The sequence below is a fragment of the Frankia alni ACN14a genome, assembly GCF_000058485.1.
Classification (GTDB): Bacteria; Actinomycetota; Actinomycetes; order Frankiales; family Frankiaceae; genus Frankia; species Frankia alni.
On the sequence record NC_008278.1, the window covers coordinates 6,318,533 to 6,344,130 of the forward strand.

The window sequence follows — 25,598 nt, forward strand, 5'->3', positions numbered from 1 at the left end:
CATGGAGGAGGACACCGTGCCCCCAGTGGCCCTGACAGCCTCGACCGCGTCCGCGATCGTTCCGCCGACCGCGGGACGCGGCGGCCCGTCGACGGCCGGCGCCACCGACGAGCCCGCCGGGCCCGCCGTCCTGACCCACCCGGCCCGCCCGCAGCTTCGGCTCGTCGCGTCGGCCCAGGGTGGACTGGTCGGTCCCGAGGCCGAGGTGCACGGCTGGGGCGGTCCCGCCTCCTGCAGCTGCCGGGAGTGCGCGATGGCCCGCCACCCGGCCGCCATGCCCCGCCTCACCGTCGTGCGGTAGGCGGCACCTGGTCCCTGACATGACGATGGCCCCCGGAGGGAAATCCGGGGGCCATCGTGAGTTCTGGGAGGTGGGCATATCTCTGATCCTCTGCGAAGAAGGAAGATAAACCCGTTGTAGCCCCGACCGGATTCGAACCGGCGCTACCGCCTTGAGAGGGCGGCGTCCTGGGCCGCTAGACGACGGGGCCAAGACTTTCGCTATTCCGTGCTGAGGTGCACGTCGTACTGTACACGATACCGGAGCAGTCCATCGAAGCGGTGCAACTCCGACCTTTGGTGCAGCTGGGGTACCAGGACTCGAACCTAGACTAACGGAGCCAGAATCCGTTGGGCTGCCAATTACCCCATACCCCATGGGGCCCTGTTCGGGCGTTGCCCACTGTACCTCATGACGCGGGGTCGTCTGCGCTCCGGGGGTCCGATGCACACCCGTCATCCCCGACACCGCAGCCGTCCCGCGCCACCCCACCAGGGCAGGCGCCCGGGTGAGCCCCCGCAACCCGCAGAGCGGTGCGGGTTGTCCGGCCGGCGCAGGACCGAGGAATGCCCCACCCCGCCCGCGGGCGGGGGAACTCAGCGGGCCGTCACCGGGTTGGTCAGGGTGCCGATGCCCTCCACGGTCACCGCCACGGTCTGGCCCGGTCGCATCGGCCCCACCCCCGCCGGCGTGCCCGTCAGGAGCACGTCGCCAGGCAGCAGGGTCATGGCGGCGGACATGGCGGCGATGAGGGCGGGCACGTCGCGCAGCAGCAGCTTCGTGCGGGAGTTCTGCCGCAGCTCACCGTCGAGGGTGGTGCGGATCGAGAGGTCCGTGGGATCGAGCTCCGTCTCGATCCAGGGACCGATCGGACAGAACGAGTCGTGTCCCTTGGCCCGGGTCCACTGGCCGTCGGTCTGCTGCTGATCCCGCGCCGTCACGTCGTTGGCGCAGGTGTAGCCGAGCACCACGTCGAAGGCCCGCTCCGCGGGGACGTCCCGGCACAGTCGCCCGATGACGACCGCCAGCTCCCCCTCGAAGTCGACCCGGTCGCTGTCCGGCGGGAGCGTGATCGGATCGCCCGGGCCGGAGACGCTCGTCGACGGCTTGAGGAACAGGATCGGGCGCTCCGGCGGGGTGTCACCGCCCATCTCCCGAACATGGTCGGCATAGTTCTTGCCGACGCAGAGCACCTTGCTGGGCAGGACCGGAGCAAGCAGCCGGACGTCGCCGAGCGGCCGCCGGGCGCCGGTGAAGGAGAAGGGGCCGAAGGGATGGGGGGCGATGACCGAGATGACGGCGTTGCCCTCCTCGACCGCCCCCTCGACGACCCCGAATCCGGGCTCCGAACCATCGGTGAACCTCGCGATACGCACGCCCTGACCGTATCCAGCCGGGCGACGGAACCCGGCGGCCGTCGCCGCGGGCGTCCGGCGAGCGCACCACGAGGCGGCGGCCTGTGATCGGGTTCGCCAGAACGCCGGGTGTGCCAGAGAATCGGGCCAGATCGAGTGACAGGTCCAGGCACCGGGCGGCAGCCGTTGCGGCCCGGCGTCCCGCCTGCCCGGTACTTCCGGCGCCGGCGGCGGTGAGCCCGTATCGGGCGTGTCACACCCGGATTGGAAGGAGAACGGTGAGCGAAATCGATACCACCCCCGTCTACGACGTCGGGGCGCCGGAGCCCAAGCCGATCGACGAGGAGCTGAGCGTCAAGCTGGGCCACCTTGCCGACGACGCGATCCTGCGCGGCAAGCCCAACGGGGACGAACGGTGCGACAACTGCCTGTACTACCTCGACACCGACAAGGACCTCACCTACTGCTGGCACCCGAAGCTGCGGATCCTCGTCGGCGGTGACTGGTGGTGCCAGTGGTGGGAGGAGATCCCGGAGGACTGACGGGCCGTCGGACGCGGCTGGTCGGTCCGATCGCGGCCCCCGGTGCCGCGGCACCCCCTGAGCCGGCCGCTGTGTGCCTGCCAGGGGGTGCCGTCGGGGCTCGTCACCCGAGCGGCCGGCGCGTCCCTCTGCCGACCCAGCCGCCCCAGCCGTGAACGCGGCCAGCCGATCAGCGGCTGCCGGCGGCTACGAGGCTGTTCAGGTCGCGTTCGGATCGGCGCGTCAGGTCGCGTTCGGATCGGCGCGCTCGCCCTGCCGCCGCAGCCCGTAGTTCACCGCGTCCTCGAGAGCCGACCAGGAAGCGGCGATGATGTTCTCGTCGACACCGATGGTGTCCCACCGTGACCGCCCGTCGCTGGTGCCGACCAGCACCCGGGTGACCGCGCCGGTGCCCTGCTTGCCGTCGAGGATGCGGACCTTGTAGTCGACGAGCTCCAGGTCGGCCAGGCCGGGGTAGGACTTCTCCAGGGCGTCACGCAGGGCGGTGTCGAGCGCGTTGACGGGCCCGTTACCCTCGGCCGTCGCGACCTGCCGCACCCCGTGCGAGCTGAGCTTGACGGTCGCCTCGCTGACCACCTGGCCGTCGGAGCGCTGTTCGACGATCACCCGCCAGGATTCCAGGGTGTAGAAGCGCTGGCGCCCCGTCACCTCGTCACGCAGCAGCAGCTCGAACGACGCCTCGGCCGCCTCGTAGGCGAACCCGGTGGCCTCGCGCTCCTTGACCAGGTCCACCACCCGGCCGAGGGCCTCACGCTCGTGGGACAGGTCGAGCCCCAGTTCGCGGCCCTTGAGCTCGATGGTCGCGCGGCCGGCCAGTTCGGAGACCAGCATCCGCATGTCGCTGCCGACCGCTGCCGGGTCGATGTGCTGGTACATGTCCGGGTCGATCTTGACCGCGCTGGCGTGCAGCCCGGCCTTGTGCGCGAACGCGCTGGCGCCGACGTAGGGCCGGTGGGGGTCCGGAACCGAGTTGGTGACCTCGTCGATGGCGTGGGAGACCCGGACGAGCTCCCGCAGCCGCCCCGGTGGCAGCGCCGCGCGGCCGAGCTTGGTCTCCAGGCCGGCGATGACGCTGAGCAGGTTCGCGTTGCCGCACCGCTCGCCGTAGCCGTTCGCCGTGCCCTGCACGTGGGTCACTCCCGCCTCGACAGCGACCAGGGTGTTCGCCACCGCGCAGTCGGCGTCGTCGTGGCAGTGGATGCCCAGCCGGGCACCGGTCCTGGCGAGCACCTCGGTGACGACGGCGCCGATGCGGGTGGGCAGCATGCCGCCGTTCGTGTCGCAGAGCACGACGACCTCGGCGCCGGCCTCGGCCGCGGCCGAGACGACCTCGAGGGCGTACTCGGGATGCACGCGGTAGCCGTCGAAGAAGTGCTCGGCGTCGAGAAAGACCCGCTTGCCCTCGGCCCGCAGGTGGGCGACGGTGTCCCGGATCATCGCCAGGTTCTCGTCGGGGCTGGTGCGCAACGCTCGCTCGACGTGCCGCAGATCCGACTTCGCGACCAGGCAGACCACCGGGGTGCCGGCCTCCCGCAGGGCCGCCACCTGTGGATCGTCCGCTGCCACTCGGCCGGCGCGCCGGGTCGCCCCGAAGGCGGTCAACACCGCGGTCGACAGCGTCAGCTCGGTGCGGGCCCGGGCGAAGAACTCCGCGTCTTTCGGATTGGATCCCGGCCAGCCGCCCTCGATGAAGCCGACGCCGAGGTCGTCGAGGTGGCGGGCCACCGCGAGCTTGTCACCGACCGAGAGCGACAACCCCTCCTGCTGGGTACCGTCGCGCAGGGTGGTGTCGTAGATGTGCAGGGAATCGGGATCGTATGGCCGCACGGGGGCGCCTCTCCGGTGGATCGGGGGCCGTGGGACCGCGTCGTCCGGCACGGCCGTCCCGCGTCCCACCGGGTCACGCACGGACCGTGCTCCGGCAGCGACGTCCGGCAGGGTTCGGGGACCATGGGACCGCCACGCGCCCGGTCCCATGGGTCAGCGACCGGAGCGCGCGACGGAGACGGGTTCGCCGCCGGGTGACAAGCCTACGAGGTAACAGACTCGACATGTATCGAGTGTGTTACGCGCCACAATCTACCCAGCTCCGCCACTCGCGGGATCGCTGAGCCGATCCCCGGAGGCCGCCCACGGCCCCGACCCCACCCCCATGGGGATCGCCGAAGGCGATTCCCGGAAACCACCCATGGCACCGACCACCAGCAGGGGTCCCCGTGGATTCGCGAAGCGAATCCACGGGGCTGCTCGGTTGCTCAGTCTCCGGCGAAGCGGCGCAGGCGGTCGACCTGGAGGATCGTGATCGTCTGCCCTTCCGACAGGATCCATGTGCGCCGTTCGAACTCGCGCAATGCCTGGTTGACGGACTGGCGGGAACCGCCGAGCAGCGAGGCGATCTCCGTCTGGGTGAGGCCGAGCTCGATCACCGGCCGGCCTGCTTCTCGCATCCGCAACAGCAACAGCTTCGCCACCCGGCGTGGCAGGTCGAGGAAGACGAGGTCGGCGTTGGCGCCGGTGAGCCGCCGGACGTGGGCGACGAGCGCCCGGATGAGCTGCTCGGCGACGGCCGGGCGTTCCCGGACAAGCTCCCATACGGCGGCCCGGTCGAGAACCAACGCCGTGCTGGGTTCCAGGGCCTCGACACTGGCGGATCTCGTCCCGGCTTCGACGATGTTGAGTTCGCCCAGCGTCTCTCGGGGGCCGGCGATGTTCAGCACGTGATCGCGCCCGTCGTCGGCCTTCGTGAGCACCTTGAGCCGCCCCGTGGCGACCACGAGGAGGGTGTCTCCTGGCTCACCCTCGGTGAAGACGACCTGCCCGCGGCGGAATCGCCGCGTGACCGCCCGTGAGGCGAGCCGCAGCAGGTCCTCCTCGTCCAACTCCTTCAGCAGCGTGGTCGCTCGGAGCAGGGCGACCGCCTCATTGTCGTGCATGCGGTGACCGTAGCGCCGTTGCTCCACCTGATGTTCCACAGCCACCGGGGTTTGCCGGTCCGAAGTGGACGGCGCATCGGGAACATCCTTGGCGTACGTCACGGACGCATCATACCGTTATATGTTGGTCACTCCAGCACCGCACCACGTCGCGCATGGAAAGAATTCCGGCCACTCCACCACCCGACGTGACGATAAGATGACGAAATCCTCCGCGCAGCATCGCGGCTGCCGCGTCGTCGAGCGACCAGGCTGGATCGGCGAAGACGACATCGCGGGTGAGGTGATCGCCGGCGATCTCGACATCCGGATCCTGTTCCGCCGCGATCGAACGGAGAATGTCCCGTTCGGTGAGAATTCCGTAGCCCTGACTGTCCGCGTCGTGGACGACCGCCGCGCCCACCTTGCGAGCGGCCATCAGCCGCGCAGCCTGGCGGAGCGTGTGGCCCGGACCGATCATGAGAACAAGGGAGCTCATCCCCTCCGACACACGCACGATGCCCTCCGAACCCCGCTATACCGTCCGAAACCTCGGCATACCATCCAGGGCCGCCGGTACCCGCCGGCGTCGACGGGGCCGTCCGCAGCGGTAATGCCGTCCACAGGCTCCGCGCTGCCCGCACGGCGCTTGTGCATTCGTGAAACCCGCTACTCGCGACGGTAGGCGCCGCGGAGCCCATTGGCCAGAGCGAAACGGGAATTACCGTGACCTCGTTGTGACCTCGACCACTCCGCTAATCGGTATTAATGCGGCCAAAGCGGGCCCATCCGCTTGCCAGGACGGGCCCAACCGTCGCCAGGAAGCCCGCACGTGGACTCCGCCGAGGCATCCCGCGGCCGCGTGCACCGGTGTGCCTCGACGGCGGGCGACGCAGCGCGGCTCCGCCTAGTTGCGGACCAGCTCGTTCCAGGATCGGTAGCGATCCAGTTCACCTCGCGTGGCCCGGTGGAAGATCTCCAGCAGCTCGCGAGTCACCGGGCCGGGCTTGCCCGCCCCGACCTGCCGGTCGTCGACTGAGACGATCGGCACGATCTCGGCCGCCGTCCCGGTGAAGAACGCCTCGTCGGCCAGGTAGAGGTCGGTGCGCACGACGTGCTGCTCGACCACCTCGTAGCCCTGGTCGGCGGCGATCTGCATGATCGAGGCGCGGGTGATGCCGCCCAGCGGCCCGTCGGTCAGCAGCGGAGTGATGACCTGACGGCCGGAGACGATGAAGACATTTTCCCCGGTGCCGTCCGCGATATGGCCGTTCGGGCTCGTCAGGATGGCCTCGTCGTAACCCGCCTTCACTGCCGCGACCTTCGCCAAGGACGAGTTCAGGTACTGCCCGGACGCCTTCGCCGCCGGCGGGGTGATGTTGGGGTCGTTCCGCTTCCAGGAGGAGATCTGTGCTCGCACGCCGTTCGCCTCGGCCTCCTCGCCGAGGTAGGCACCCCACGGCCACACCGCGATCATCACCTCGACGGGCGAGGGCAGCGGGTTGAGACCCATCTCCCCGTAGCCGAGGTAGACCAGGGGCCGGATGTAGCAGGAGGAGATGTCGTTGACAGCGATGGTCTCCTTGGTGGCCGCCACCACCTCCTCCTGGGTGAAGGAGGGCTCCATCACGTAGATCTTCGCACTGCGGTAGAGGCGGGCGATGTGATCCGACAGCCGGAAGACGGCGGGACCTTCCGCCGTCTCGTAACAGCGGATGCCCTCGAACACGCCCCAGCCGTAGTGCAGGGTCGGGTTGAGCACGTGGATGCGGGCGTCGTCCCAATCGACGAGCTCGCCACTCATCCAGATCTTCGAGGTGGGGGTGATGGGCACAGCGCACTCCAGGCCAGGATCGACGAACCGAACAGGGATGACGAATTCGCCGATCATCGCCGTGGTGGGCCCCGTCGGCTGCCGTCTACCGGATCTACGGCTCCCACGTCGAGGATAACCACCTCGCCGCGCGGCGGGGAAAGCCGCGAGGACGACCGACGACGACCGGCACGAGCAGGCCGGCACGAGCAGGCCGGCACGACCGGCACGGTCCCGGCGGTCGCACCGCCGGGGCTGGACGCCGGCGCGGCAAAGGTCGCGCCGGCCCGGGTCGAGCGGGCTAGCCGACCGCCCGCGCGGCGAGGTCCTCGCCGCGCTCTCGGGTCGACAGGGCCGCGGCTCCCGCACCCACCCGGTCCGCGAGCGACGCCGCGACCGCGGCCTCGACCCGTGCCGCCTCCTCGGCGTGCCCCAGGTGGTCGAGCAGCATCGCGACGGAGGCGACCGTCGCCGTCGGGTCGGCGAGCTGCTTGCCGGCGATGTCGGGCGCGCTGCCGTGGACCGGCTCGAACATGCTCGGATGGGCGCCGGAGGGGTCGAGATTGCCGCTGGCGGCCAGCCCGATGCCACCGGTGATCGCCGCGCCGATGTCGGTGATGATGTCGCCGAACATGTTGTCCGTGACGATGACGTCGAACCGTCCCGGATCGGTCACGAAGAACATCGAGGCCGCGTCCACGTGCTGGTAGTCGACCCGCACGTCGGGAAACTCGGGCGCCACCTCGGCGACCGCGCGCGACCACAGGTCGCCGGCCTTGGTCAGGACGTTGTTCTTGTGCACGAGGGTGAGATGGCGGCGCTCGCGGCGAGCGGCGCGGCGGAAGGCGTCCCGCACGACCCGCTCGACGCCGTAGCGGGTGTTGAGGCTCTCCTCGGTGGCGACCTCGTGGGGAGTACCCCGCCGCAGCACACCACCGGCACCCGCGTACGGGCCCTCGGTGCCCTCGCGCACCACGATCATGTCGATCGTCGGATCGCCGGCCAGCGGCGAGGCGACCCCGGGGTACAGCCGCACCGGCCGCAGGTTGACGTGGTGGTCGAGCTCGAAGCGCAGGCGCAGCAGCAGGCCGCGCTCGAGCACGCCGCTGGGAACACCCGGATCGCCGACCGCGCCGAGCAGGATCGCGTCGTGACCGCGCAGTTCCTCGAGCACCGCGTCGGGCAGCGTCTCCCCGGTCTGATGCCAACGCCGGGCGCCCAGGTCGTACTCGGTCGTGTCGACCTTGGGGTGCACGGCCCGCAGTACCCGCAGCCCCTCCGCCACCACCTCGGGGCCGATCCCGTCACCGCCGATCACCGCAAGCCTCATGTGCCCGACTGTAGCCGGAACCGGCGGATCGGAGCGGCTCGACTCGATCCGGCGCCGGGGGCCCGGCGGGGACCGCGGAAGCACCGCGGTGAGCTTCCCGACCAGGACTGCGGGACGACGCGACGAGGGCGTCCTCGGACAGCACCCGAGGTGGACGCACGGTGACGGACGGACACGGTGGGATGAGCCGGTAGGCCGCCCGCTACCACAGGGCATCGCCGGACGACCAGCGAGACCACCACACCGCGGCCTGACGATTACCGATCGTAACTCTGGTCGGGTCGGCGCACGCGGGCTATCAGGTTCGTTGTTCCCGAATTGATGTGTGCTCTCCGGAGCACCCACTCCGACCTTGCGGCGCCGATACCTCAGAAAGTGAGGTGCATTGTCATGGTCGACAACAGATCGGTGACGATCGACGGCCCAGCCGCATAGAACACGCCGCCCCTGCCGGGCGGACGCAAGAAAGACGACAACCAGCAATCCGACCGCCACCCGCCGGTCACACAAAAGACCGCAGGATTCACAACTCCGGACGGTACTCGCGACCGGCGTCGAGGCCAGATGGTAAGAAACTCACTTACAGGACAGGTGCGACGTGCTTCGAGGCGAGGGGGTGCACGGCGCATGATTACTCGACAGCGGACTCCCGCGGGATCTCCATCCCGCGGCCGCTCCGATGTCGGCGACTCCGCAGAGACATCCGGCGAGGTGCCCGACGCCCGACGCACGGTCGCGTCCGCGGGCGCCGAGGCGTCGGGTGCGGCGAGTCCGCCGAGACTCACCGGTGGGGAACAGGACGCCTGCGAGGCCGACCACCCCGACCTGGCCCGGGTTCTCGCCGATCCCGCCGAGCCCGCGCTGTACTTCCAGCCGATCGTGGATCTGCAACGCGGGGTCATCGCGGGATATGAGGCGCTCGCCCGCTTCCACAGTCATCCGACGCACTCCCCCGACCGCATATTCGCCGCGGCGGACCGGCTCGGGCACGCGGCCGAACTCGAGGCCCGGGTTCTCGCGGCCGCGCTCGCGGCCCGTGATCGGCTTCCCGACCGGTGTTTCCTGGCCGTCAACGTCCTGCCGCACCTGCTGGACGAGCCCGTGGTCGCCGAGGTCTGGCAGGACGCGGACCTGCGCCGGCTCGTGCTGGAACTCAACGAGGCGGTCGACCTCGACGCCACCACCGGTCTGACCACCACCGCGAGCGCGCTGCGCAATCGCGGTGCCTTCGTCGCCATGGACGACGTCGGCTCCGGCTACGCCGGGCTACGGCAGCTCGCCCGGATCCGACCGGACTTCGTCAAGCTGGACCGCTCGCTGGTGGTCAACATCGACGACGACCAGGTCAAGATCGCCCTGACCGAGCTCGTCGGCAACTTCGCCAGCCGGCTGAACGGCTGGGTGATCGCGGAGGGCATCGAGCGGGGCGACGAGCTGGCCATGCTCGTCGCGCTCGGGGTGCCCCTCGGGCAGGGATTTCTCCTCGGTCGCCCGTCCGAGGGCTGGCAGCAGCTCGATCCGGGGGTGGCCCGGCGCATCCGGCAGCTCTCCGAGCGCAGCAACCGGGCGGCGAGCATCGAGAGCCTCATGGAACAGGTCACCATCCGCGTGGGTGACTCGGGCTCGTGCGCCCAGTCGCCGGACTGCCCGAGCTGCCCCATGCGAGCGGCCGCGAACCGCGGAGATCCGACCACCGCCGGCCCCGACGACGAGCAGGCCCCCAGAGCGACGATCATCGTGTCCAACCGGTGCCGCCCGGTCGCGCTGCATCTGTCCAACGGTCCCGGCGGCGGTACCGAACCCCGCCGGGTGCCCACCACGCTGTTCGCCCGTCCGGAGGAGTCGGTGACGGAGGTGGCGCGGCGCGCCATGACCCGCGCCCGGGCCAGTCGGTTCGACCCGGTGATAATCGTGACCGAGATGGGTCGACCCCTCGGCCTGGTACGGATGGAGCGTCTGATGCTGCGTCTCGCGGAAATGTCCACATGAGACGGAACCGATATTGGACCGCCCAGGCGCTGATGTCACCGAGCCCGGCGGCCGGGGGTCATTCCCTGCCCGCGGAGATCACCGTCCGGCGGCCGGCCATGAAGGAATTCTACTGCGGCGCGATCATTCACGGGTGCGAGACGCGCATCGTCGCGTCTGCCGAGGACGACCTGGTCCGTGCCGTGGACACCCACGCCCGCGTGGACCACGGCATGACCGACGTCCCGGAGGCGATGCTGGATCAGGTCCGCCGCAGCGTCCGGGACGTCGAACCGGCGGATCTCCGCGACTGATCGTCGCCGTGGCCGACCCGGCGGCGGCGCGGCGGATCGGCCTGTGGCAGCCACGAGGCCGCCGCAGGCCACCGGCCAGACCACCGCGTCCGGCTCAGGCCACCGGTGCCGCGGCGGGTCGACCGCCATCCCTCGGCGCCGCGACCGCCGGCTCGGAGGTCGGCAGGGCCGCCCGGTCACGGGAGGCACGGTTGACGGCGCTCACCACGGCCCGCAACGATGCGGTGACGATGTTGGGATCGATACCGACCCCCCAGTACACCCGGTCGTCGACGGAGACCTCGAGGTAGGCCGCCGCCCGAGCGTCGGCACCCGAACCCAGCGCGTGCTCGTTGTAGTCGAGGATGCGCACGCTCAGGCCGCGGGTCGCCAGGGCGGCCACGAAGGCGTCGATGGGGCCGTTGCCGACCCCGGTGATCACCGAATCCGCGCCGTCGAACCGCACCGAGACCGAGACCTCGTCGCGTTCCCCCGAGGCGGCGTTCGTCCGCGACCCCAGCAGCTCCAGCGGGCCCGCCGTCTCGGCGCCGTCGAGGAAGTACTCGCCGCGGAAGATCCGCCACAGTTCCGCCGCGGTGACCTCGCCGCCCTCGGTGTCGGTGTGGCGCTGCACAACCCCGGAGAACTCGATCTGCAGCCGTCGCGGCAGTTCCAGCGAGTGCTCCGACTTCAGCAGGTAGGCGACGCCGCCCTTGCCGGACTGGCTGTTCACCCGGATGACGGCCTCGTAGGTGCGGCCCACGTCCTTGGGGTCGATCGGCAGGTAGGGCACCTCCCACCGGGTCTGGCCGGTCCGCTCCATCGCCTCCAGGCCCTTCTTGATCGCGTCCTGGTGCGAACCGGAGAAGGCGGTGTAGACGAGGTCGCCGCCGTAGGGATGGCGGGGGTGCACGGGCAGCTGGTTGCAGTACTCGACCGCCCGGCGGACCCCGTCGATGTCCGAAAAGTCGATCATCGGATCGATGCCCTGCGAGAACAGGTTCAGACCGAGGGTGACCAGGCAGACGTTGCCGGTACGCTCACCGTTGCCGAACAGGCAGCCCTCGACCCGGTCCGCACCGGCCAGCACGCCGAGCTCCGCCGCGGCGACCGCGCAGCCCCGGTCGTTGTGCGGGTGCAGCGAGAGGATCACCGCGTCACGCCGGGTCAGGTTCCGCCCGACCCACTCGATCTGGTCGGCGTAGACGTTCGGCGTCGACATCTCGACCGTCGCCGGCAGGTTCAGCACCACCGGTTGCCGCGGCGTCGGCGACCACACGTCCATGACCGCCTCGCACACCTCGACGGCGTAGTCCAGCTCGGTACCGGTGAACGACTCCGGGCTGTACTGCCAGCGCACGTCGGTGCCCTCGAGCAGCTTCTCGGCGTACTGGACGCACCAGCGCGCCCCCTGCACGGCGATCTCGGTGACGCCGGCCCGGTCCAGGCCGAACACGACGCGGCGCTGCAGCGTGGACGTCGAGTTGTACAGGTGGATCAGCGCCCGGTCGGCCCCCACCAGGGAGGCTGCGGTGCGCTCGATCAGCTCCTCGCGCGCCTGGGTCAGCACCTGGATGGTGACGTCATCCGGGATGCGGTCGGACTCGATGAGCTGGCGGATGAAGTCGAAGTCCGTCTGGCTCGCGGCGGGGAACCCGACCTCGATCTCCTTGTAGCCCATCGCGACCAGCAGCTCGAACATCTGCATCTTGCGCGCGGGGGTCATCGGGTCGATCAGCGCCTGGTTGCCGTCGCGCAGGTCGACGCTGCACCACTGCGGGGCGCGGACGATCGACTTCTCGGGCCAGGTCCGGTCCGGCAGCGACACGGGGGTGAACGCCTGGTACTTCTCGATCGGCATGCCGGACGGCTGCTGCGTGGTCATCGTGCTCCTGCTTCCTCGGAAGAGCCCCACGTCGACCGGATCTCACGATCGCACAGGGGACTTGGGGGCCGGCAGATCCTCCGCGGCGCCGGACGGGCGGCCGCCCGGGCTGGGCGTGACCGCCGGGCCACCATGACCGCGAGGATCCCGACGCTGGCGCACGAGAACACCGCGACGGGGAAGCCAGCTGGATCAGGCCCCGCCGCGGCGGCTAAGGAGGAGCAGCGCACGCATCGCGGATAAACAGTACCCGATGTCGGCCCGATAGGTCGGTGGTGAGCCGGCGCGGCGCGGCGCGCTCGCGCCCTCAGGCGCCGATCGAACCGATGACCCGGAACGGGCCGGTGCGGGCCCGCAGGTCGTCGGTGCGCACCGTACAGGCGACCGAGCGCGCACCATCCTGCCAGCTCGGCTCGGACGGGTAGATCGTGCCGACGATGTAGTGCGGGGTGGCGTCGATGGCCCCGGCGAAGTCCCGCAGCGCCCCGGCGCAACGCGTCTCCGCCGCCTGGGTCACCGCCGACGCACCGGGCCAGCGGCCGAACAGCGGCGCGAGGTTCACCAGCCGGGTGACCTCGTCGATGTGCGGCCGGTCGCAGCCCACCCGGACCGGGACCACCGGGACCATCGGCACGGACACGCCGGCCGGGTAGGGCGCCCAGTTCAGGCAGTCGCCGCGGTGCAGGGCGGCCAGCAGCGTCGGGGCGACCGCATAACCGGCGGGAGGGCCGGTCAGAGAGCCGGTGACCGCGGGTCTCGCGCCCGCGGCGCTCGCCGCGCCACCCTGTGCCGCGGTCGGTGCGGCCAGGCGGGTGGCGGTGCCCGGGCCGCCCCGGGTCGCCGTCTGCCGCAGGGCCACCACCGTGATCGTGATCATCCCGACGATGATGGCGACGAAGGTGACCATCTGGGCGATCTGCCGTGAGCGTCCCGGCGGCTTCGGCGGCGACACGAGCCGGTGGAAGAACCCGGGCAGCCCGCGGGGAGCGGGGACGACCTGGCAACGACCGGATGCGGTCCGGCCGTGCTGCCGGCTGCGTTCGGCCGCGGACGGCTCGAGGAAGCGGGCTCCCCGGACGAATCGCTCATCCAGGCGAAGCCCCTCGAACGGGTCCTGATGCCGCGACGCCATGCTAGCCACGGTAAACCCGACACCCAGCTGAGGCCGCCTGTTCGGCGTAAAGATCACTCCAGGCACCTCCGGGCGGGAACCGGGCGGCCGGCACCGCCGCGCCGGGCCGGTGGGCGGCCCCGACCGGCCGCCGCCGACGACCCACCTGCGGCGTCGCGAGGCCCCGACGGCAGTCGACCGCCGCGCCGTCGCCGCACCGTCGGCGGGCCCGCCAGCCTGCCGCCGCGGTGCGCCCCCACCGGGGTGCCACCGACCCGGCCCGGCAGCCCGGCGCCGACCGGCACCGACCGGCCACCCGATCCCGGGGGGTCGGGCCCGGACTGCCACCCACCCGGTCCCGGCGCGCGGGCCCGAACTGCCACCCACCCGATCCCGGCGTGCGGGCCCGGACTGCCGGTCAGCCGGTCCGGCGCCGCTCGGCCCGGATCGCTACTCGGCCTGGATGCTGACCGCGCGCGCGTAGGAAGCACCGATGATCTTCGCGATGTCGGCGAGGATGTCGGGGGCGACCGCGTCGTCCAGCGACAACGACATCAGCGCCTCCCCACCCGCCTGGATCCGGCTCACCTGAGCACTGGCGATGTTGATGTTCGCCTCGCCGAGCAGGGCGCCGACCGCGCCGACGATGCCGGGCCGGTCCTCGTAGCGGAAGAAGGCCAGGTGCGCCTCGGGTCGGATGTCGACCTCGAAGCCGTCGATGGCGGTGATCTTCTCGACCTGCCGGGACCCGACGAGGGTCCCACTGACCGACACCGGGGTGCCATCGGCGAGCACGCCACGGACGGTCACCAGGTTGCGGTAGTCCCTGGAGCCCTCCTCGGAGGTCTCCAGGGCGACCTCGACGCCGCGCTCCTTGGCCAGCAGGGGGGCGTTGACGTAGGTGACCTGCTCCTCGATGACGTCGGTGAAGACGCCCTTGAGCGCGGCGAGCTGGAGCACCGAGACGTCGTGGACCGCGATCTCCCCGCGGACCTCGACGGTGATGGCGGCGGCGAGCCCGCCGGCGAGGCCCGAGAACAGCTGCCCCAGCTTCTCGGCGAGCGGCAGGCCAGGGCGAACGTCCTCGGCCACCACTCCGCCGGCCTGCACGTTGACCGCATCCGGCACGAACTCGCCCTGCAGCGCGAGACGCACCGAGCGGGCGACGGCGAGCCCGGCCTTGTCCTGGGCCTCCTGGGTGGAGGCGCCGAGATGCGGCGTGACGACGACGTTGTCGAGCCCGAACAGCGGCGACGCGGTCGTCGGCTCGGTGACGAAGACGTCGATGCCGGCGCCGCCGACATGCCCGGAGGCGACCGACTCGGCGAGCGCCGCCTCGTCGACGAGCCCGCCGCGGGCGGCGTTGACGATGATGACGCCGGGCTTGGTCCGGGCGAGCTCGTCGGCGCCGATCAGGCCGAGCGTCTCGGGCGTCTTGGGCAGGTGGATCGTGATCACGTCGCTGCGCTGCAGCAGTTCGTCCAGGTCGACGAGGCTGACGCCGAGCTGGGAGGCGCGCGCTACCGACACGTACGGGTCGTAGGCGATGACCTTCATGCCGAAGCCGGCGAGCCGCTGCGCGACGAGGACGCCGATGCGGCCGAGGCCGACGACGCCGAGCGTCTTCTCGACCAGCTCGACGCCGGAGAACTTCGACCGCTTCCACTCCCCGCCGCGCAGCGACTGGTTGGCCGCCGGGACCCGGCGGGCGACGGCGAGCAGCAGCGCGATCGCGTGCTCGGCGGCGCTGACGATGTTCGACGTCGGCGCGTTGACGACCATGACGCCGCGCTGGGTGGCGGCGGCGACGTCGACGTTGTCCAGGCCGATGCCGGCCCGGGCGACGACCTTGAGCCGGCTCGCCGCCGCGAGCGCCTCCGCGTCGATCTTGGTGGCGGAACGAACGATCACGGCGTCGACGTCGGCGATCGCGGGCAGGAGGGCCGACCGGTCGGCGCCGTCGACGTGACGAAGCTCGAAGTCCCCGGACAGCACCTCCAGCCCGGCCGGCGACAGCTCCTCGGCAACGAGTACGACGGGCACAGGACCTCTCCTAGCAACCTCTGGTCAGGCCGGAGGCGACGCGCGGAACGAGGTGTGATCACGTGGCCGTCGGCCTGGCGGTGGTGAGCGTGTGGACTGCGCCGGGTGGCGCGGCGGGCCCAGCCTACCGACGCGGACTGCGCCCGCCGAACGCTTTGCGCACCGGTCCCGACGGAAATGCGCGATCCCGGCGATGTGGTCCGACTGTCCTCGCCGTTCGGCGGCCGGGCTCCGCCACCATCCGGCGGCGGCGCCCGGCACCGGCGTCCGGCGACCTACTTGGCGATCCAGGACATCAGCGGGCGCAGCTTGGCGCCGACCTGCTCGATCGGGTGCTGCTTGCCCTCCTCCACGAGCTTGGTGAAGTTCGGCCGGCCGTTGTCGTCCTCGGCGACCCACTCGCGGGCGAACGTGCCGTCCCGGATCTCGTCGAGGATCTTGCGCATCTCGGCCTTGACGGCCGGGGTGACCACGCGCGGACCGCGGGTGACGTCGCCGTACTCGGCCGTGTCCGAGATCGAGTAGCGCATCTGCGAGATGCCGCCCTCGTACATGAGGTCGACGATGAGCTTGAGCTCGTGCAGGCACTCGAAGTAGGCGACCTCGGGGGTGTAACCCGCCTCGACCAGCGTCTCGAAGCCGGCCTGAACCAGCGCGCTGGCGCCGCCGCAGAGCACCGCCTGCTCACCGAACAGGTCGGTCTCGGTCTCCTCGGTGAAGGTGGTGCGCAGCGCCCCGGCGCGGGTGCCGCCGATGCCCTTGGCGTAGGCCAGCGCGACGGCGAGCGCGTTGCCGGAGGCGTCGTTCTCGACGGCGACGAGGACGGGCACGCCCTTGCCCTCCTCGAACACCCGGCGCACCAGGTGGCCGGGGCCCTTCGGCGCCACCATGAACACGTCGACGCCCGCCGGCGGCTCGATGAGCCCGTAGCGGATGTTGAACCCGTGCCCGAACGCCAGCGCCTTGCCCTCGCTCAGGTGCGGGGCGATGGAGTCGGCGTAGATCTTGCGGTGGGTGGTGTCCGGGGTGAGCAGCATGATGATGTCGGCCTCGGCGGACGCCTCCGCCGGGGTGAGCACGCGCAGGCCCTCCTCGGCGGCCTTCGCCCGGCTGCGGCTGTCCGCGGGCAGGCCGACCCGCACATCGACGCCGCTGTCGCGCAGGTTCAGCGCGTGCGCGTGGCCCTGGCTGCCGTAACCGATGACGGCGACCTTGCGGCCGGCCAGCACGTCGAGCGACGCGTCGTCGTCGTAGTAGATCTCGACCATCGTGGGGGTGTCTCCTCGTTGAGTGATGGGAGGTGCGGGCGCGGCCCGACCAGGATCGCCGCGGGACGCGCCGGGACGCCCCGGCCGGCCGGGCCGGGTGAAGCGGGTGGAACGAGTGGGACGGGCAGAACTGGCGGAACGGGCAGAACGGGTGGAACGGGGCGACCGGTCAGGCCGACCGGTCGACGGCGCGCAGGCTGCGATCGGTGATCGAACGCGAGCCGCGGCCGAGCGCCACCATGCCGGACTGGACGAGCTCCCGGATCCCGAACGGTTCCAGCATCCGGATGAGGGCGTCCAGCTTGTCGCGGGTGCCCGTCGCCTCGATCGTGACGGCGTCCGGGGCGACGTCGACCACCTTCGCACGGAACAGGGCGACGGTCTCCAGCACCTGCGATCGGACGGACGCCTCGGCGCGGACCTTGACCAGCATCAGCTCGCGCTGCACCGAGACCGACGTGTCCATCTCGACGATCTTCAGGACGTTGACGAGCTTGTTGAGCTGCTTGGTGACCTGCTCCAGCGGCAGGTCCTCGACCGCGACGACGATCGTCATCCGGGAGACGTCCGGATGCTCGGTCGGGCCGACGGCGAGCGACTCGATGTTGAACCCGCGCCGGGAGAACAGGCCGGAGACCCGGGCGAGCACCCCCGGCTTGTTCTCCACCAGCACGGACAGGGTGTGCCGGGTCATGACGTCGCGCTCCTGGGGTCGGGGGTCGGGTCGGGGGCCGTCACAGGTTCACCTCGGCGTCCCCGGAGTAGTCGAAGTCGGGCGCGAGATCGCGGGCGACCCGGATCTCGTCGTTGCTCGCGCCGGCGGCGACCATCGGCCAGACCATGGCGTCGGGGTGGACGACGAAGTCCACGACCACGGGGGCGTCGTCGATCGCCATCGCCTTCTCGATCGTCGCGTCGACCTCGGCGGCCGAGTCGCAGCGCAGACCGACGCAGCCGAGCGCCTCGGCGAGGCGGACGAAGTCGGGCACCCGCTTGACCCCGGTCCGCGGCGACCCCGGGTGCGTGCCGAGCTCGGTGTTCGAGTAGCGCTTGTCGTAGAACAGGGTCTGCCACTGCCGGACCATGCCGAGCGAGCCGTTGTTGATGACCGCGACCTTGATCGGGATGCCCTCCAGTGCGCAGGTGGCGAGCTCCTGGTTGGTCATCTGGAAGCAGCCGTCGCCGTCGATCGCCCACACGGTGGTGTCCGGGCGGCCGACCTTGGCGCCCATCGCCGCCGGAACGGCGAAGCCCATCGTCCCGGCGCCACCGGAGTTCAGCCAGGTGTAGGGGTGCTCGTAGGAGATGAACTGGGCGGCCCACATCTGGTGCTGACCGACCCCGGCCGCGAAGATCGTCTCCGGGCCCGAGATGCGGCCGAGCCGCTCGATGACATGCTGCGGGGCCAGGGAGCCGTCGGCCGGGGTGTCGTAGCCCAGCGGGTAGGTGCGCCGCCAGCCGTCCAGGGTGTGCCACCAGGCGTCGAGCTCCGGGCGGGGCTCGGCGGCCAGGGCGGCGATCAGCTCGTTGATCACCTCTCGGCAGTCACCGACGATGGGCACGTCGGCGGTCCGGTTCTTGCCGATCTCGGCGGGGTCGATGTCGGCGTGGATGATCGCGGCCTTCGGCGCGAACGAGGCCAGCCGGCCGGTGACCCGGTCGTCGAAGCGGGCGCCGAGGGTGATGAGCAGGTCCGCCTTCTGCAGCGCGGTCACCGCCGCGACCGAGCCGTGCATGCCGGGCATGCCCAGGTGCTGGGGGTGCGAGTCGGGGAAGGCGCCGCGGGCCATCAGCGTGGTGACCACCGGGATGCCGGTCATCTCCGCCAGCGTGCGCAGCTCCGCGGCGGCGCGCGCCTTGAGCACGCCGCCGCCGATGTACAGCACCGGACGCCGGGACGCGCTGATCAGCTTCGCCGCCTCCCGCACCTGCTTGTTGTGCGGCCGGGTGATCGGGCGGTAGCCGGGCAGGTCGAGCGTGGGGGGCCAGATCTCGTGCGGCAGCACCGACGTGACCGACTGCAGGATGTCCTTGGGCAGGTCGACCAGGACGGGACCGGGGCGCCCGGTGCCCGCCAGGTGGAACGCCTCGGCGATCGTCCGCGGGATGTCGTCGACGGACTGGACGAGGAAGTTGTGCTTGGTGATGGGCAGGGTGATGCCGCAGATGTCCGCCTCCTGGAAGGCGTCCGTCCCGATCGCGGCGCTGGCCACCTGCCCGGTGATCGCGACCATCGGCACCGAGTCCATGTAGGCGTCCGCGATCGGGGTGACCAGGTTCGTCGCCCCCGGGCCGGACGTCGCCATGCACACCCCCACCCGCCCGGTGGCCTGCGCGTACCCCTCGGCCGCGTGGCCGGCACCCTGCTCGTGACGGACGAGGATGTGGCGCACCCGGGTGGAGTCGAACAACGGGTCGTAGGCGGGCAGGATCGCGCCGCCGGGGATGCCGAAGACCACATCGGCTCCGACCGCTTCGAGCGAGTGGACGAGCGACTGGGCTCCGGTGATCTCTCGTGTCATCTGGGCGTCTTCCTTGACAGGCCGGGAATCTGCGACAGCGGGTGGTCTCGGCGGGCGGAACGCGGGGGCGCGCGCAATGGGGCTGGATCACGAAACTGTGCTGGATCACGAAACTGGGCTGGGCACGAAAAAGCCCCTCGTGCCTAGGGCACTGAGGGGCGGCGCACGGGGTCGAGATCGTCGACTACGCGCGCTCTGAACGTACGAGAATCTGACTGTGCACAGACATACCGTGCCGGAGTTCGGGCCGTACGTCAAGCAGCGACCGCAGGTCGCCGCCCCGCAGCTCCTGCCGGCGGGGCCGCGACCTGCGGATCAGCGGCCGCCGGAGCCGGGCGCGGCCACCGCGCCGCCGTCGAGCGCGGTCAGGAAGCGGGCGGCGACCGGGGCCGCCGTCTCGGCGCCGAAGCCGCCGTCCTCGACGACGACGGCGAAGGCCACGTCACCTCGGTAACCGACGAACCAGGCGTGGGTGGGCGGCGGGTCGCCGTCGGCGTACTCGGCCGTGCCGGTCTTGCCATGGACCTCGCCGGGCATCGGCACACTCGCGGCGGTCCCCTCGGTGACGACGGCCCGCATGAAGTCCCGCAGCGGCGGGAGCACCGCGGGCGGGATGGCGTTGCTGCGCGCCGGCTGGCCGGTGACGAACGGCTGGCGCCAGGTGCCGCTGGCGACGGCCGCCGCCACGCTCGCCATCTGCAGGGGCGAGGCCTCGATGCGGGCCTGTCCGATCGACGCCGAGGCGGACTCGACCGAGTCGCGCGGGGTCGGGAAGCTCCCGCCGACGCTGGCGATGTCCAGCGGCGCCCGGCCGTCGAAGCCGTAGAGCGCGGCGGCCTTCTCCAGCGCGTCGGACGGCAGCGACTCCTCCAGCCGGATGAAGGCGGTGTTGCAGCTCTTGGCGAAAGCGGTCCGCAGCGGGATGGGCCCGAACTGCTCGGACTCGGAGTTCTGGAAGGTCCGCCCGCCCACGCTGACCGTCTGGGTGCAGTCCAGCGGGGTGTTCGCCGACTTGCCGTTCATCAGCGCGGCGGTGGCCGTCACGATCTTGAAGGTGGAGCCCGGCGGGTACTTGCCGCGCACGGCGCGGCTCGCCCCGCTCGGCGGGTGGTTCGCCAGCGCCAGCACGCCGCCGGTGCGGGTGTCGACGGCGACCATCGCCGCGGTGGGTCGGGCGGCGGTCGCGAGCGCCGTCTCGGCGGCCTGCTGGACCCGCAGGTCGAGGGTCGTGCGGACCGACTCGCCGTCGGTCATCGGGTAGGTGTGCAGCGTCTGGACGGTGGTGCCCCGCGCGTCGCGCACGACCACGGCGCCGCCCTGGGCGCGCAGCCGGTCGTCGTAGACGCGCTGCAACCCGGACAGCGGATCGGTGCGGCCGACGAGGTTGCTGGCGAGGTCCCCGGAGTCGCGCAGCGGCTGGCCGTCGGCGGCGAGCAGGTCGCCGCGGTGGCCGGTCGAGGCGGTCCGGTCCAGGTGCAGCCCGGGGCGCAGGGCGGGATGCACGGACGCCGGCTCCGCCCGGACCTTCCAGCCCCGGCCGGTGTCGACGAGGTTCAGCACGCCCGCGTACTCCAGCGGCGCCGGCAGGCCGGACAGGTCGAGTCGGGCCAGGTAGGGCGCGGTCGCCGTCGTGCCGTTGCGGTCGATCGACCCCGCGGTGTAGGTGGCGCCGGTGACCAGGAGCCGATCCCGCACGTCGGCCATCGCGGTCAGCAGGGCGGCCACGTCGATGCTGCCGGGCACGGTCACCGCGCTCACCGCGGCCCGACCGGCCCCGTCACGGTTGCCGGCCGCGGCTGACCCGCTGGCTCCGGCACCCGCACCCGCACCCGCACCGGCCGCGGCCGGTGACGCGGCCGCGCCGCTCCCGCCGCCCGGGACTGCCCCGGCCGCGGACGCCGAGCCGGCCGGGGTGCGGGTCGCCGTCCCGCCGGTGGTGGTGAGGGTTCGCCAGGCGACGAGGTAGGCCGCGGCCGCGGCCTGGGCCCGGTGGTCGGCCGCCCGCTCGTCGGACCGGTTCTTCAGGATGTAGCCGACCCCGCTGGCGGCGGCCAGGACGACGACCACCACGGCGGCGATGATCGCCCGGCGCCGGCCACGGCCACGGCGGCGCGAGGTCGACGCGGTGAATCCGGACGGAGTGAGGGGCATGACGAGACGCCTCCCCTCGCAGACGACTGCCCGATCGGAGACCCACCCTACGAAGGCCTCCGGCACTGCGCATCCGACGCGCCGGTCGGCGTCGGCAACTCGACACGCGGGTCCGACACGGACGGAAAACGTGGTCTTCCCGGGCCCGGGCTACGCCGGGGCAACCTTCGGCACCCGCGCCTGACACCCCGAACCCGAATGACTACGCCCAACCGGGCGACATCCCCCGAATCGGGATTGTCGGCCACGAAAAAGCGCAAGGCCCCACGATGACCGCGAGAGCGATCATATCGAGCGACCCGCACAGGCCGGAGCGGCCCCGGACGGCGTCGCCGACGACCCGGGCCCGCCGCAGCCCCCGGTCACCGACGAAGGCGCCCGACGCGGGGTTGGCGCGGGCGGGCGGGCAAGCGCGGCGACGGCCGCCGGGGGCGGTACACGGGACAACGGATGCGGCACGCCGAGTACGGTCCGCCGGCTCAGACCGTGCAGAACGCACCGCAACCTGCCGGCCCCCCGCGGTCCGGGCCCACTCCTCGACCGTGCAGAACAGGCCCGCCGCTGCGGGCCCGCTCGTCCCGGCGGTCAGGACGCGCCGAGGCGCTCCAGCAGCAGGCCGCGCACGCTCGCCGCGTCCGCCTGGCCTCGCATCGCCTTCATCACCGCGCCGACGAGGGGGCCAACGGCGTTGACCTTGCCGCCGCGGACCTTCTCGGCGATGTCCGGCGCCGCGGCGATGGCGGCGTCGACCGCCGCGGTGAGCGCTCCGTCGTCCGCGACGACGGCGAGGCCGCGCCCGGCGACGACCTCGTCCGGGGTGCCCTCCCCCGCCAGCACTCCGTCGATGACCTTGCGGGCGAGCGCGTCGGTGAGCTCGCCGCCGGCGACGAGCACGGTGATCCGTGCGACGTCGGCCGGGCTGATCGCGAGCTCGCTCGGCTGGCTGCCGGCGTCGGCGGCGCGACGGGCCAGCTCGTTGAGCCACCATTTGCGCGCCGCGGCGGGGGTCGCCCCGGCGGCCACGGTCTGCTCCACCAGGTCCAGCACGCCGGCGTTGCGCATGTCCGTCAGGTCTCGCCCGGTGTAGCCGTGCTCGGCGACGAGCCGGGCGCGCCGCGCCGCGGGCAGCTCCGGCAGGCCGGCGCGCAGCTCGTCGACGTACTGCTCGGGCAGCGCCAGCGGGGTCAGGTCCGGTTCCGGGAAGTACCGGTAGTCGGTCGCCTCCTCCTTGGACCGGCCCGGCGACGTCCGCCCGGACGCCTCGTCGAAGTGGCGGGTCTCCTGCAGGATCCGCTCGCCGTCGTCGAGCCGCCCGGCCTGGCGGGAGATCTCGTAGCGCACGGCCCGCTCCACCGACCGCAGCGAGTTGAGGTTCTTCGTCTCGGTGCGGGTGCCGAAGGGCGCGTCGGGCTCGCCGGGGGCGGGGCGCCGACGCAGCGAGACGTTCGCGTCGCAGCGCAGCGAGCCCTGCTCCATCCGCACGTCGGACACGTCGAGGGCACGGATCAGCTCGCGCAGCTCGTCGACGTAGGCGCGGGCCACCTCCGGCGAGCGGACGTCGGGCTCGGTGACGATCTCGACGAGCGGGATCCCGGCCCGGTTGTAGTCGACCAGCGAGTGGGTCGCCCCGTGGATGCGACCGGTGGCGCCGCCGACGTGCAGCGACTTGCCGGTGTCCTCCTCCATGTGCACGCGGGTGATCCCGACCCGGTGCACCTCGCCGTCGACCTCGACGTCGAGCCAGCCGTCCGTGCACAGCGGCTCGTCGTACTGGCTGATCTGGAAGTTCTTCGGCATGTCCGGGTAGAAGTAGTTCTTGCGGGCGAACCGGCACCAGGACGCGATGTCGCAGTGCAGCGCGAGGCCGATCATGACGGCGAACCGCACCGCCGCCTCGTTGACCACCGGCAGCGCGCCGGGCAGGCCGAGGCAGACCGGGCAGACCTGGGTGTTGGGCTCGGCGCCGAAGGCCGTGGGACAGCCGCAGAACATCTTGGAGACGGTGCCGAGCTCGACGTGCGTCTCCAACCCGATCACCGGCTCGTAACGGGCGAGCGCGTCGGCGTAGGAGGGCAGCGCGCTGGCGGGAGCCGCAGTGCTCACCGGGGGTTCTCCTCGTGGGTCGCTGGTTGCGCGGGTCGGCCGGTCATGACAGCGGGTCCTCCCCGGAGCCGGCACCGGAACCGGGCTCGGCGGAGGTGGGCTCGGCGGAGGCGGGCTCAGCGCCAATCGGTCCGGCGGGACCGGCGGGACCGGCGGGCGGGCGGGTGTCGCGCAGGTGCACGTAGCTGAGGAACACCGCGGCCGGCAGGCCCAGCACGCCCCAGACGAGCAGGATCGGGTTCACCGTGGCGATGCCGAGGCCCAGCACCACGACGGTCAGCAGCCAGACCACGACGACCAGCAGACGGTCCTGCCGCCCGCTGCGCAGACTCACCATCGCCGACCCCCTTCGTCCTGCCCCGTCCCCCGTCCGGTCCGCACCTCCTGGCGGCCGGTCCGCACCTCCTGGGCGGTCCGCACCTCCTGGGCGGTCCGCGCCTCCTGGCCGGTCACAGCGCGGGGGCCTCGTCGAGCAGCGAGTGCCCGCGCTGGGCGTCCAGGGCCTCCTCCAACGCCCCACCGACCAGGTAGAGCCGATCGTCGGCGAACGGCGGCGCCATGATCTGGATGCCCACCGGCAGCCCGTCGGCCAGGCCCGCGGGCAGGCTCATCGCCGGGCCGCCGGCCAGGTTCGACGGGATGGTGCACAGGTCCGACAGGTACATGGCGACCGGGTCGTCCACCTTCGACCCGAGCGGGAACGCCGGGGTCGGGGTGGTCGGCGAGACCAGCACGTCGACCCGCTCGTACGCCGCGGCGAAGTCCCGGCTGATCAACGTGCGGACCTTCTGCGCCTGGCCGTAGTAGGCGTCGTAGTAGCCCGAGGACAGCGCGTAGGTGCCGAGAATGATCCGCCGCTTCACCTCCGGGCCGAAACCGGCCTCGCGGGTGCGGCTCATGACCTCCTCGGCGCCGGCCTGGCCGTCGTCGCCGACCCGCAGCCCGAACCGCATCGCGTCGAAGCGGGCCAGGTTGGACGAGCACTCGCTCGGCGCGATCAGGTAGTAGGCCGCCAGCGCGTAGGTGAAGTGCGGGCAGCTCACCTCGACGACCTCGGCGCCAAGCTCGGTGAGCGTCTCGACGGCGGCGGCGAAGGCGGCCTGCACCCCGGGGTCGTAGCCCTCGCCGGCAAGCTCCCGTACGACGCCGATCCGCAGGCCGCGGATGTCGCGCCGGCCCGCCGCCTCGACGACCGCGGGCACCGGCACGTCCACGCTGGTGGAGTCGAGCGGGTCGTGGCCGGCGATCGCGGCGTGCAGCAGCGCCGCGTCGGTGACCGTGCGGGCCAGCGGGCCGGCCTGGTCCAGCGAGCTGGAGAAGGCGACCAGGCCGTAGCGGCTCACGCCGCCGTAGGTCGGCTTCACCCCGACCAGCCCGCAGACCGCGGCCGGCTGGCGGATGGAGCCGCCGGTGTCGGTGCCGATCGCCAGCGGCGCCTCGAAGGCGGCGACCGCGGCCGCGCTGCCGCCGCTGCTGCCGCCGGGGATGCGGGTGGTGTCCCACGGGTTGCGCGTCGGCCCGTAGGCCGAGTTCTCCGTGGACGAGCCCATCGCGAACTCGTCCATGTTGACCTTGCCGAGCAGGACGACGTCCGCCGCGCGCAGCCGGCCCACCACGGTCGCGTCGTACGGCGCGTGCCAGCCCTCGAGGATTCGGCTGCCGCAGGTGGTCGGCATCCCGCGGGCGGTCAGGACGTCCTTGAGCGCCAGCGGCACCCCGGCGAGCGGGCCGAGCCGCTCCCCGGCGGCGCGGCGTTCGTCGACGGAGCGGGCCGCGGCCAGCGCGCCCTCGGTGTCGACGTGGAGGAAGGCGTGGATGGTGTCGTCGACCTTGGCGATGCGGTCGAGTGCGGCCTGGGTCGCCTCGACGGCGCTCAGCTCGCCCGCGGCGATCGCCGCCGCCGTGGCCGCGGCGGTCAGGTGCACGACGTCGGCCGCGGCGACCGGAGTGGCCGGCGCGGTCGCGGCGGTCACGGTGGTCGGGGTGGAGGGTGTCGGGTGGTCCGTCATGCGGGCGGCGACC

At 72.0% G+C, this 25,598-nt stretch carries 20 protein-coding genes and 2 tRNA genes; 4 read left to right on the plus strand and 18 right to left on the minus strand.

Annotated elements, in window-relative coordinates; all coding sequences use genetic code 11:
- Positions 1–16: 16 nt before the first annotated feature.
- Positions 17–301 (plus strand): hypothetical protein, encoded by a 285-nt coding sequence (locus FRAAL_RS25405; protein ID WP_041941000.1) that lies wholly within the window; start codon positions 17–19, stop codon positions 299–301.
- Between the two features lie 117 nt (positions 302–418).
- Here FRAAL_RS25405 and FRAAL_RS25410 read toward each other — a convergent pair.
- The 3 genes from FRAAL_RS25410 to FRAAL_RS25420 all read right to left on the minus strand — a co-directional run bounded on the left by FRAAL_RS25410 (position 419) and on the right by FRAAL_RS25420 (position 1,656).
- Positions 419–491: transfer RNA gene (locus FRAAL_RS25410), tRNA-Glu, on the minus strand.
- 94 nt (positions 492–585) lie between these two features.
- A tRNA-Gln gene (locus FRAAL_RS25415) sits at positions 586–657 on the minus strand.
- Positions 658–876: 219 nt separating this feature from the next.
- Complete coding sequence (locus tag FRAAL_RS25420) at positions 877–1,656, minus strand: fumarylacetoacetate hydrolase family protein (RefSeq protein WP_011606903.1); 780 nt, start codon at positions 1,654–1,656, stop codon at positions 877–879.
- 257 nt (positions 1,657–1,913) lie between these two features.
- On the opposite strand from FRAAL_RS25420, the gene FRAAL_RS25425 reads away from it, so the two are divergent.
- Entirely contained in the window at positions 1,914–2,177 is a 264-nt protein-coding gene (locus FRAAL_RS25425; protein ID WP_011606904.1) for a hypothetical protein, read from the plus strand.
- A gap of 222 nt (positions 2,178–2,399) precedes the next feature.
- Here FRAAL_RS25425 and cimA read toward each other — a convergent pair whose 3' ends face one another.
- The 5 genes from cimA to FRAAL_RS25450 form a co-directional block, all read right to left on the minus strand.
- The gene (gene cimA, locus FRAAL_RS25430) at positions 2,400–4,004 is read right to left on the minus strand and encodes a citramalate synthase (RefSeq protein WP_011606905.1); all 1,605 of its coding nucleotides are present in this window, start codon (positions 4,002–4,004) and stop codon (positions 2,400–2,402) included.
- Between the two features lie 428 nt (positions 4,005–4,432).
- The gene (locus tag FRAAL_RS25435) at positions 4,433–5,110 is read right to left on the minus strand and encodes a Crp/Fnr family transcriptional regulator (RefSeq protein ID WP_041941001.1); all 678 of its coding nucleotides are present in this window, start codon (positions 5,108–5,110) and stop codon (positions 4,433–4,435) included.
- Positions 5,111–5,219: 109 nt separating this feature from the next.
- Positions 5,220–5,606 (minus strand): CBS domain-containing protein, encoded by a 387-nt coding sequence (locus tag FRAAL_RS25440; protein ID WP_011606907.1) that lies wholly within the window; start codon positions 5,604–5,606, stop codon positions 5,220–5,222.
- Positions 5,607–5,996: 390 nt separating this feature from the next.
- A complete protein-coding gene (gene ilvE / locus FRAAL_RS25445) occupies positions 5,997–6,923 on the minus strand; it encodes a branched-chain-amino-acid transaminase (protein ID WP_041941002.1) in 927 nt (308 codons plus the stop codon).
- Positions 6,924–7,203: 280 nt separating this feature from the next.
- Positions 7,204–8,232, minus strand: a complete 1,029-nt coding sequence (locus FRAAL_RS25450; protein ID WP_011606910.1) for a 3-isopropylmalate dehydrogenase — start codon at positions 8,230–8,232, stop codon at positions 7,204–7,206.
- A 711-nt stretch (positions 8,233–8,943) separates the two neighbouring features.
- Between FRAAL_RS25450 and FRAAL_RS25455 the strand changes: the two genes are divergently transcribed.
- Positions 8,944–10,221 carry an EAL domain-containing protein gene (locus FRAAL_RS25455; protein ID WP_011606911.1) on the plus strand — a complete coding sequence of 426 codons (1,278 nt, stop codon included), beginning with the start codon at positions 8,944–8,946 and terminating at the stop codon, positions 10,219–10,221.
- Complete coding sequence (locus FRAAL_RS25460) at positions 10,218–10,514, plus strand: DUF1059 domain-containing protein (RefSeq protein ID WP_050997250.1); 297 nt, start codon at positions 10,218–10,220, stop codon at positions 10,512–10,514. Before FRAAL_RS25455 ends, FRAAL_RS25460 begins: the two co-directional genes overlap by 4 nt.
- 94 nt (positions 10,515–10,608) lie before the next feature.
- Here FRAAL_RS25460 and leuA read toward each other — a convergent pair whose 3' ends face one another.
- The 10 genes from leuA to gatA form a co-directional block, all read right to left on the minus strand.
- Positions 10,609–12,378, minus strand: a complete 1,770-nt coding sequence (leuA, locus tag FRAAL_RS25465) for a 2-isopropylmalate synthase (protein WP_041939769.1) — start codon at positions 12,376–12,378, stop codon at positions 10,609–10,611.
- Between the two features lie 307 nt (positions 12,379–12,685).
- Positions 12,686–13,510: a septum formation family protein gene (locus FRAAL_RS25470; RefSeq protein WP_041939770.1), complete on the minus strand. Its 825-nt coding sequence runs from the start codon at positions 13,508–13,510 to the stop codon at positions 12,686–12,688.
- A 429-nt stretch (positions 13,511–13,939) separates the two neighbouring features.
- Entirely contained in the window at positions 13,940–15,532 is a 1,593-nt protein-coding gene (serA, locus tag FRAAL_RS25475) for a phosphoglycerate dehydrogenase (RefSeq protein WP_011606915.1), read from the minus strand.
- Positions 15,533–15,807: 275 nt separating this feature from the next.
- Positions 15,808–16,800 carry a ketol-acid reductoisomerase gene (ilvC, locus tag FRAAL_RS25480; protein WP_011606916.1) on the minus strand — a complete coding sequence of 331 codons (993 nt, stop codon included), beginning with the start codon at positions 16,798–16,800 and terminating at the stop codon, positions 15,808–15,810.
- A gap of 169 nt (positions 16,801–16,969) precedes the next feature.
- Complete coding sequence (gene ilvN / locus FRAAL_RS25485) at positions 16,970–17,494, minus strand: acetolactate synthase small subunit (protein WP_011606917.1); 525 nt, start codon at positions 17,492–17,494, stop codon at positions 16,970–16,972.
- Positions 17,495–17,534: 40 nt separating this feature from the next.
- On the minus strand, positions 17,535–19,400 hold the full coding sequence (locus FRAAL_RS25490; protein WP_083866922.1) for an acetolactate synthase large subunit: 1,866 nt from the start codon (positions 19,398–19,400) through the stop codon (positions 17,535–17,537).
- 237 nt (positions 19,401–19,637) lie between these two features.
- Entirely contained in the window at positions 19,638–21,473 is a 1,836-nt protein-coding gene (locus FRAAL_RS25495) for a penicillin-binding transpeptidase domain-containing protein (protein WP_041939771.1), read from the minus strand.
- 585 nt (positions 21,474–22,058) lie between these two features.
- Positions 22,059–23,576, minus strand: a complete 1,518-nt coding sequence (gatB, locus tag FRAAL_RS25500) for an Asp-tRNA(Asn)/Glu-tRNA(Gln) amidotransferase subunit GatB (protein WP_011606921.1) — start codon at positions 23,574–23,576, stop codon at positions 22,059–22,061.
- A 43-nt stretch (positions 23,577–23,619) separates the two neighbouring features.
- On the minus strand, positions 23,620–23,913 hold the full coding sequence (locus FRAAL_RS25505; protein WP_041939772.1) for a hypothetical protein: 294 nt from the start codon (positions 23,911–23,913) through the stop codon (positions 23,620–23,622).
- Positions 23,914–24,025: 112 nt separating this feature from the next.
- On the minus strand, positions 24,026–25,585 hold the full coding sequence (gatA, locus tag FRAAL_RS25510; RefSeq protein ID WP_011606923.1) for an Asp-tRNA(Asn)/Glu-tRNA(Gln) amidotransferase subunit GatA: 1,560 nt from the start codon (positions 25,583–25,585) through the stop codon (positions 24,026–24,028).
- Positions 25,586–25,598 lie beyond the last annotated feature (13 nt).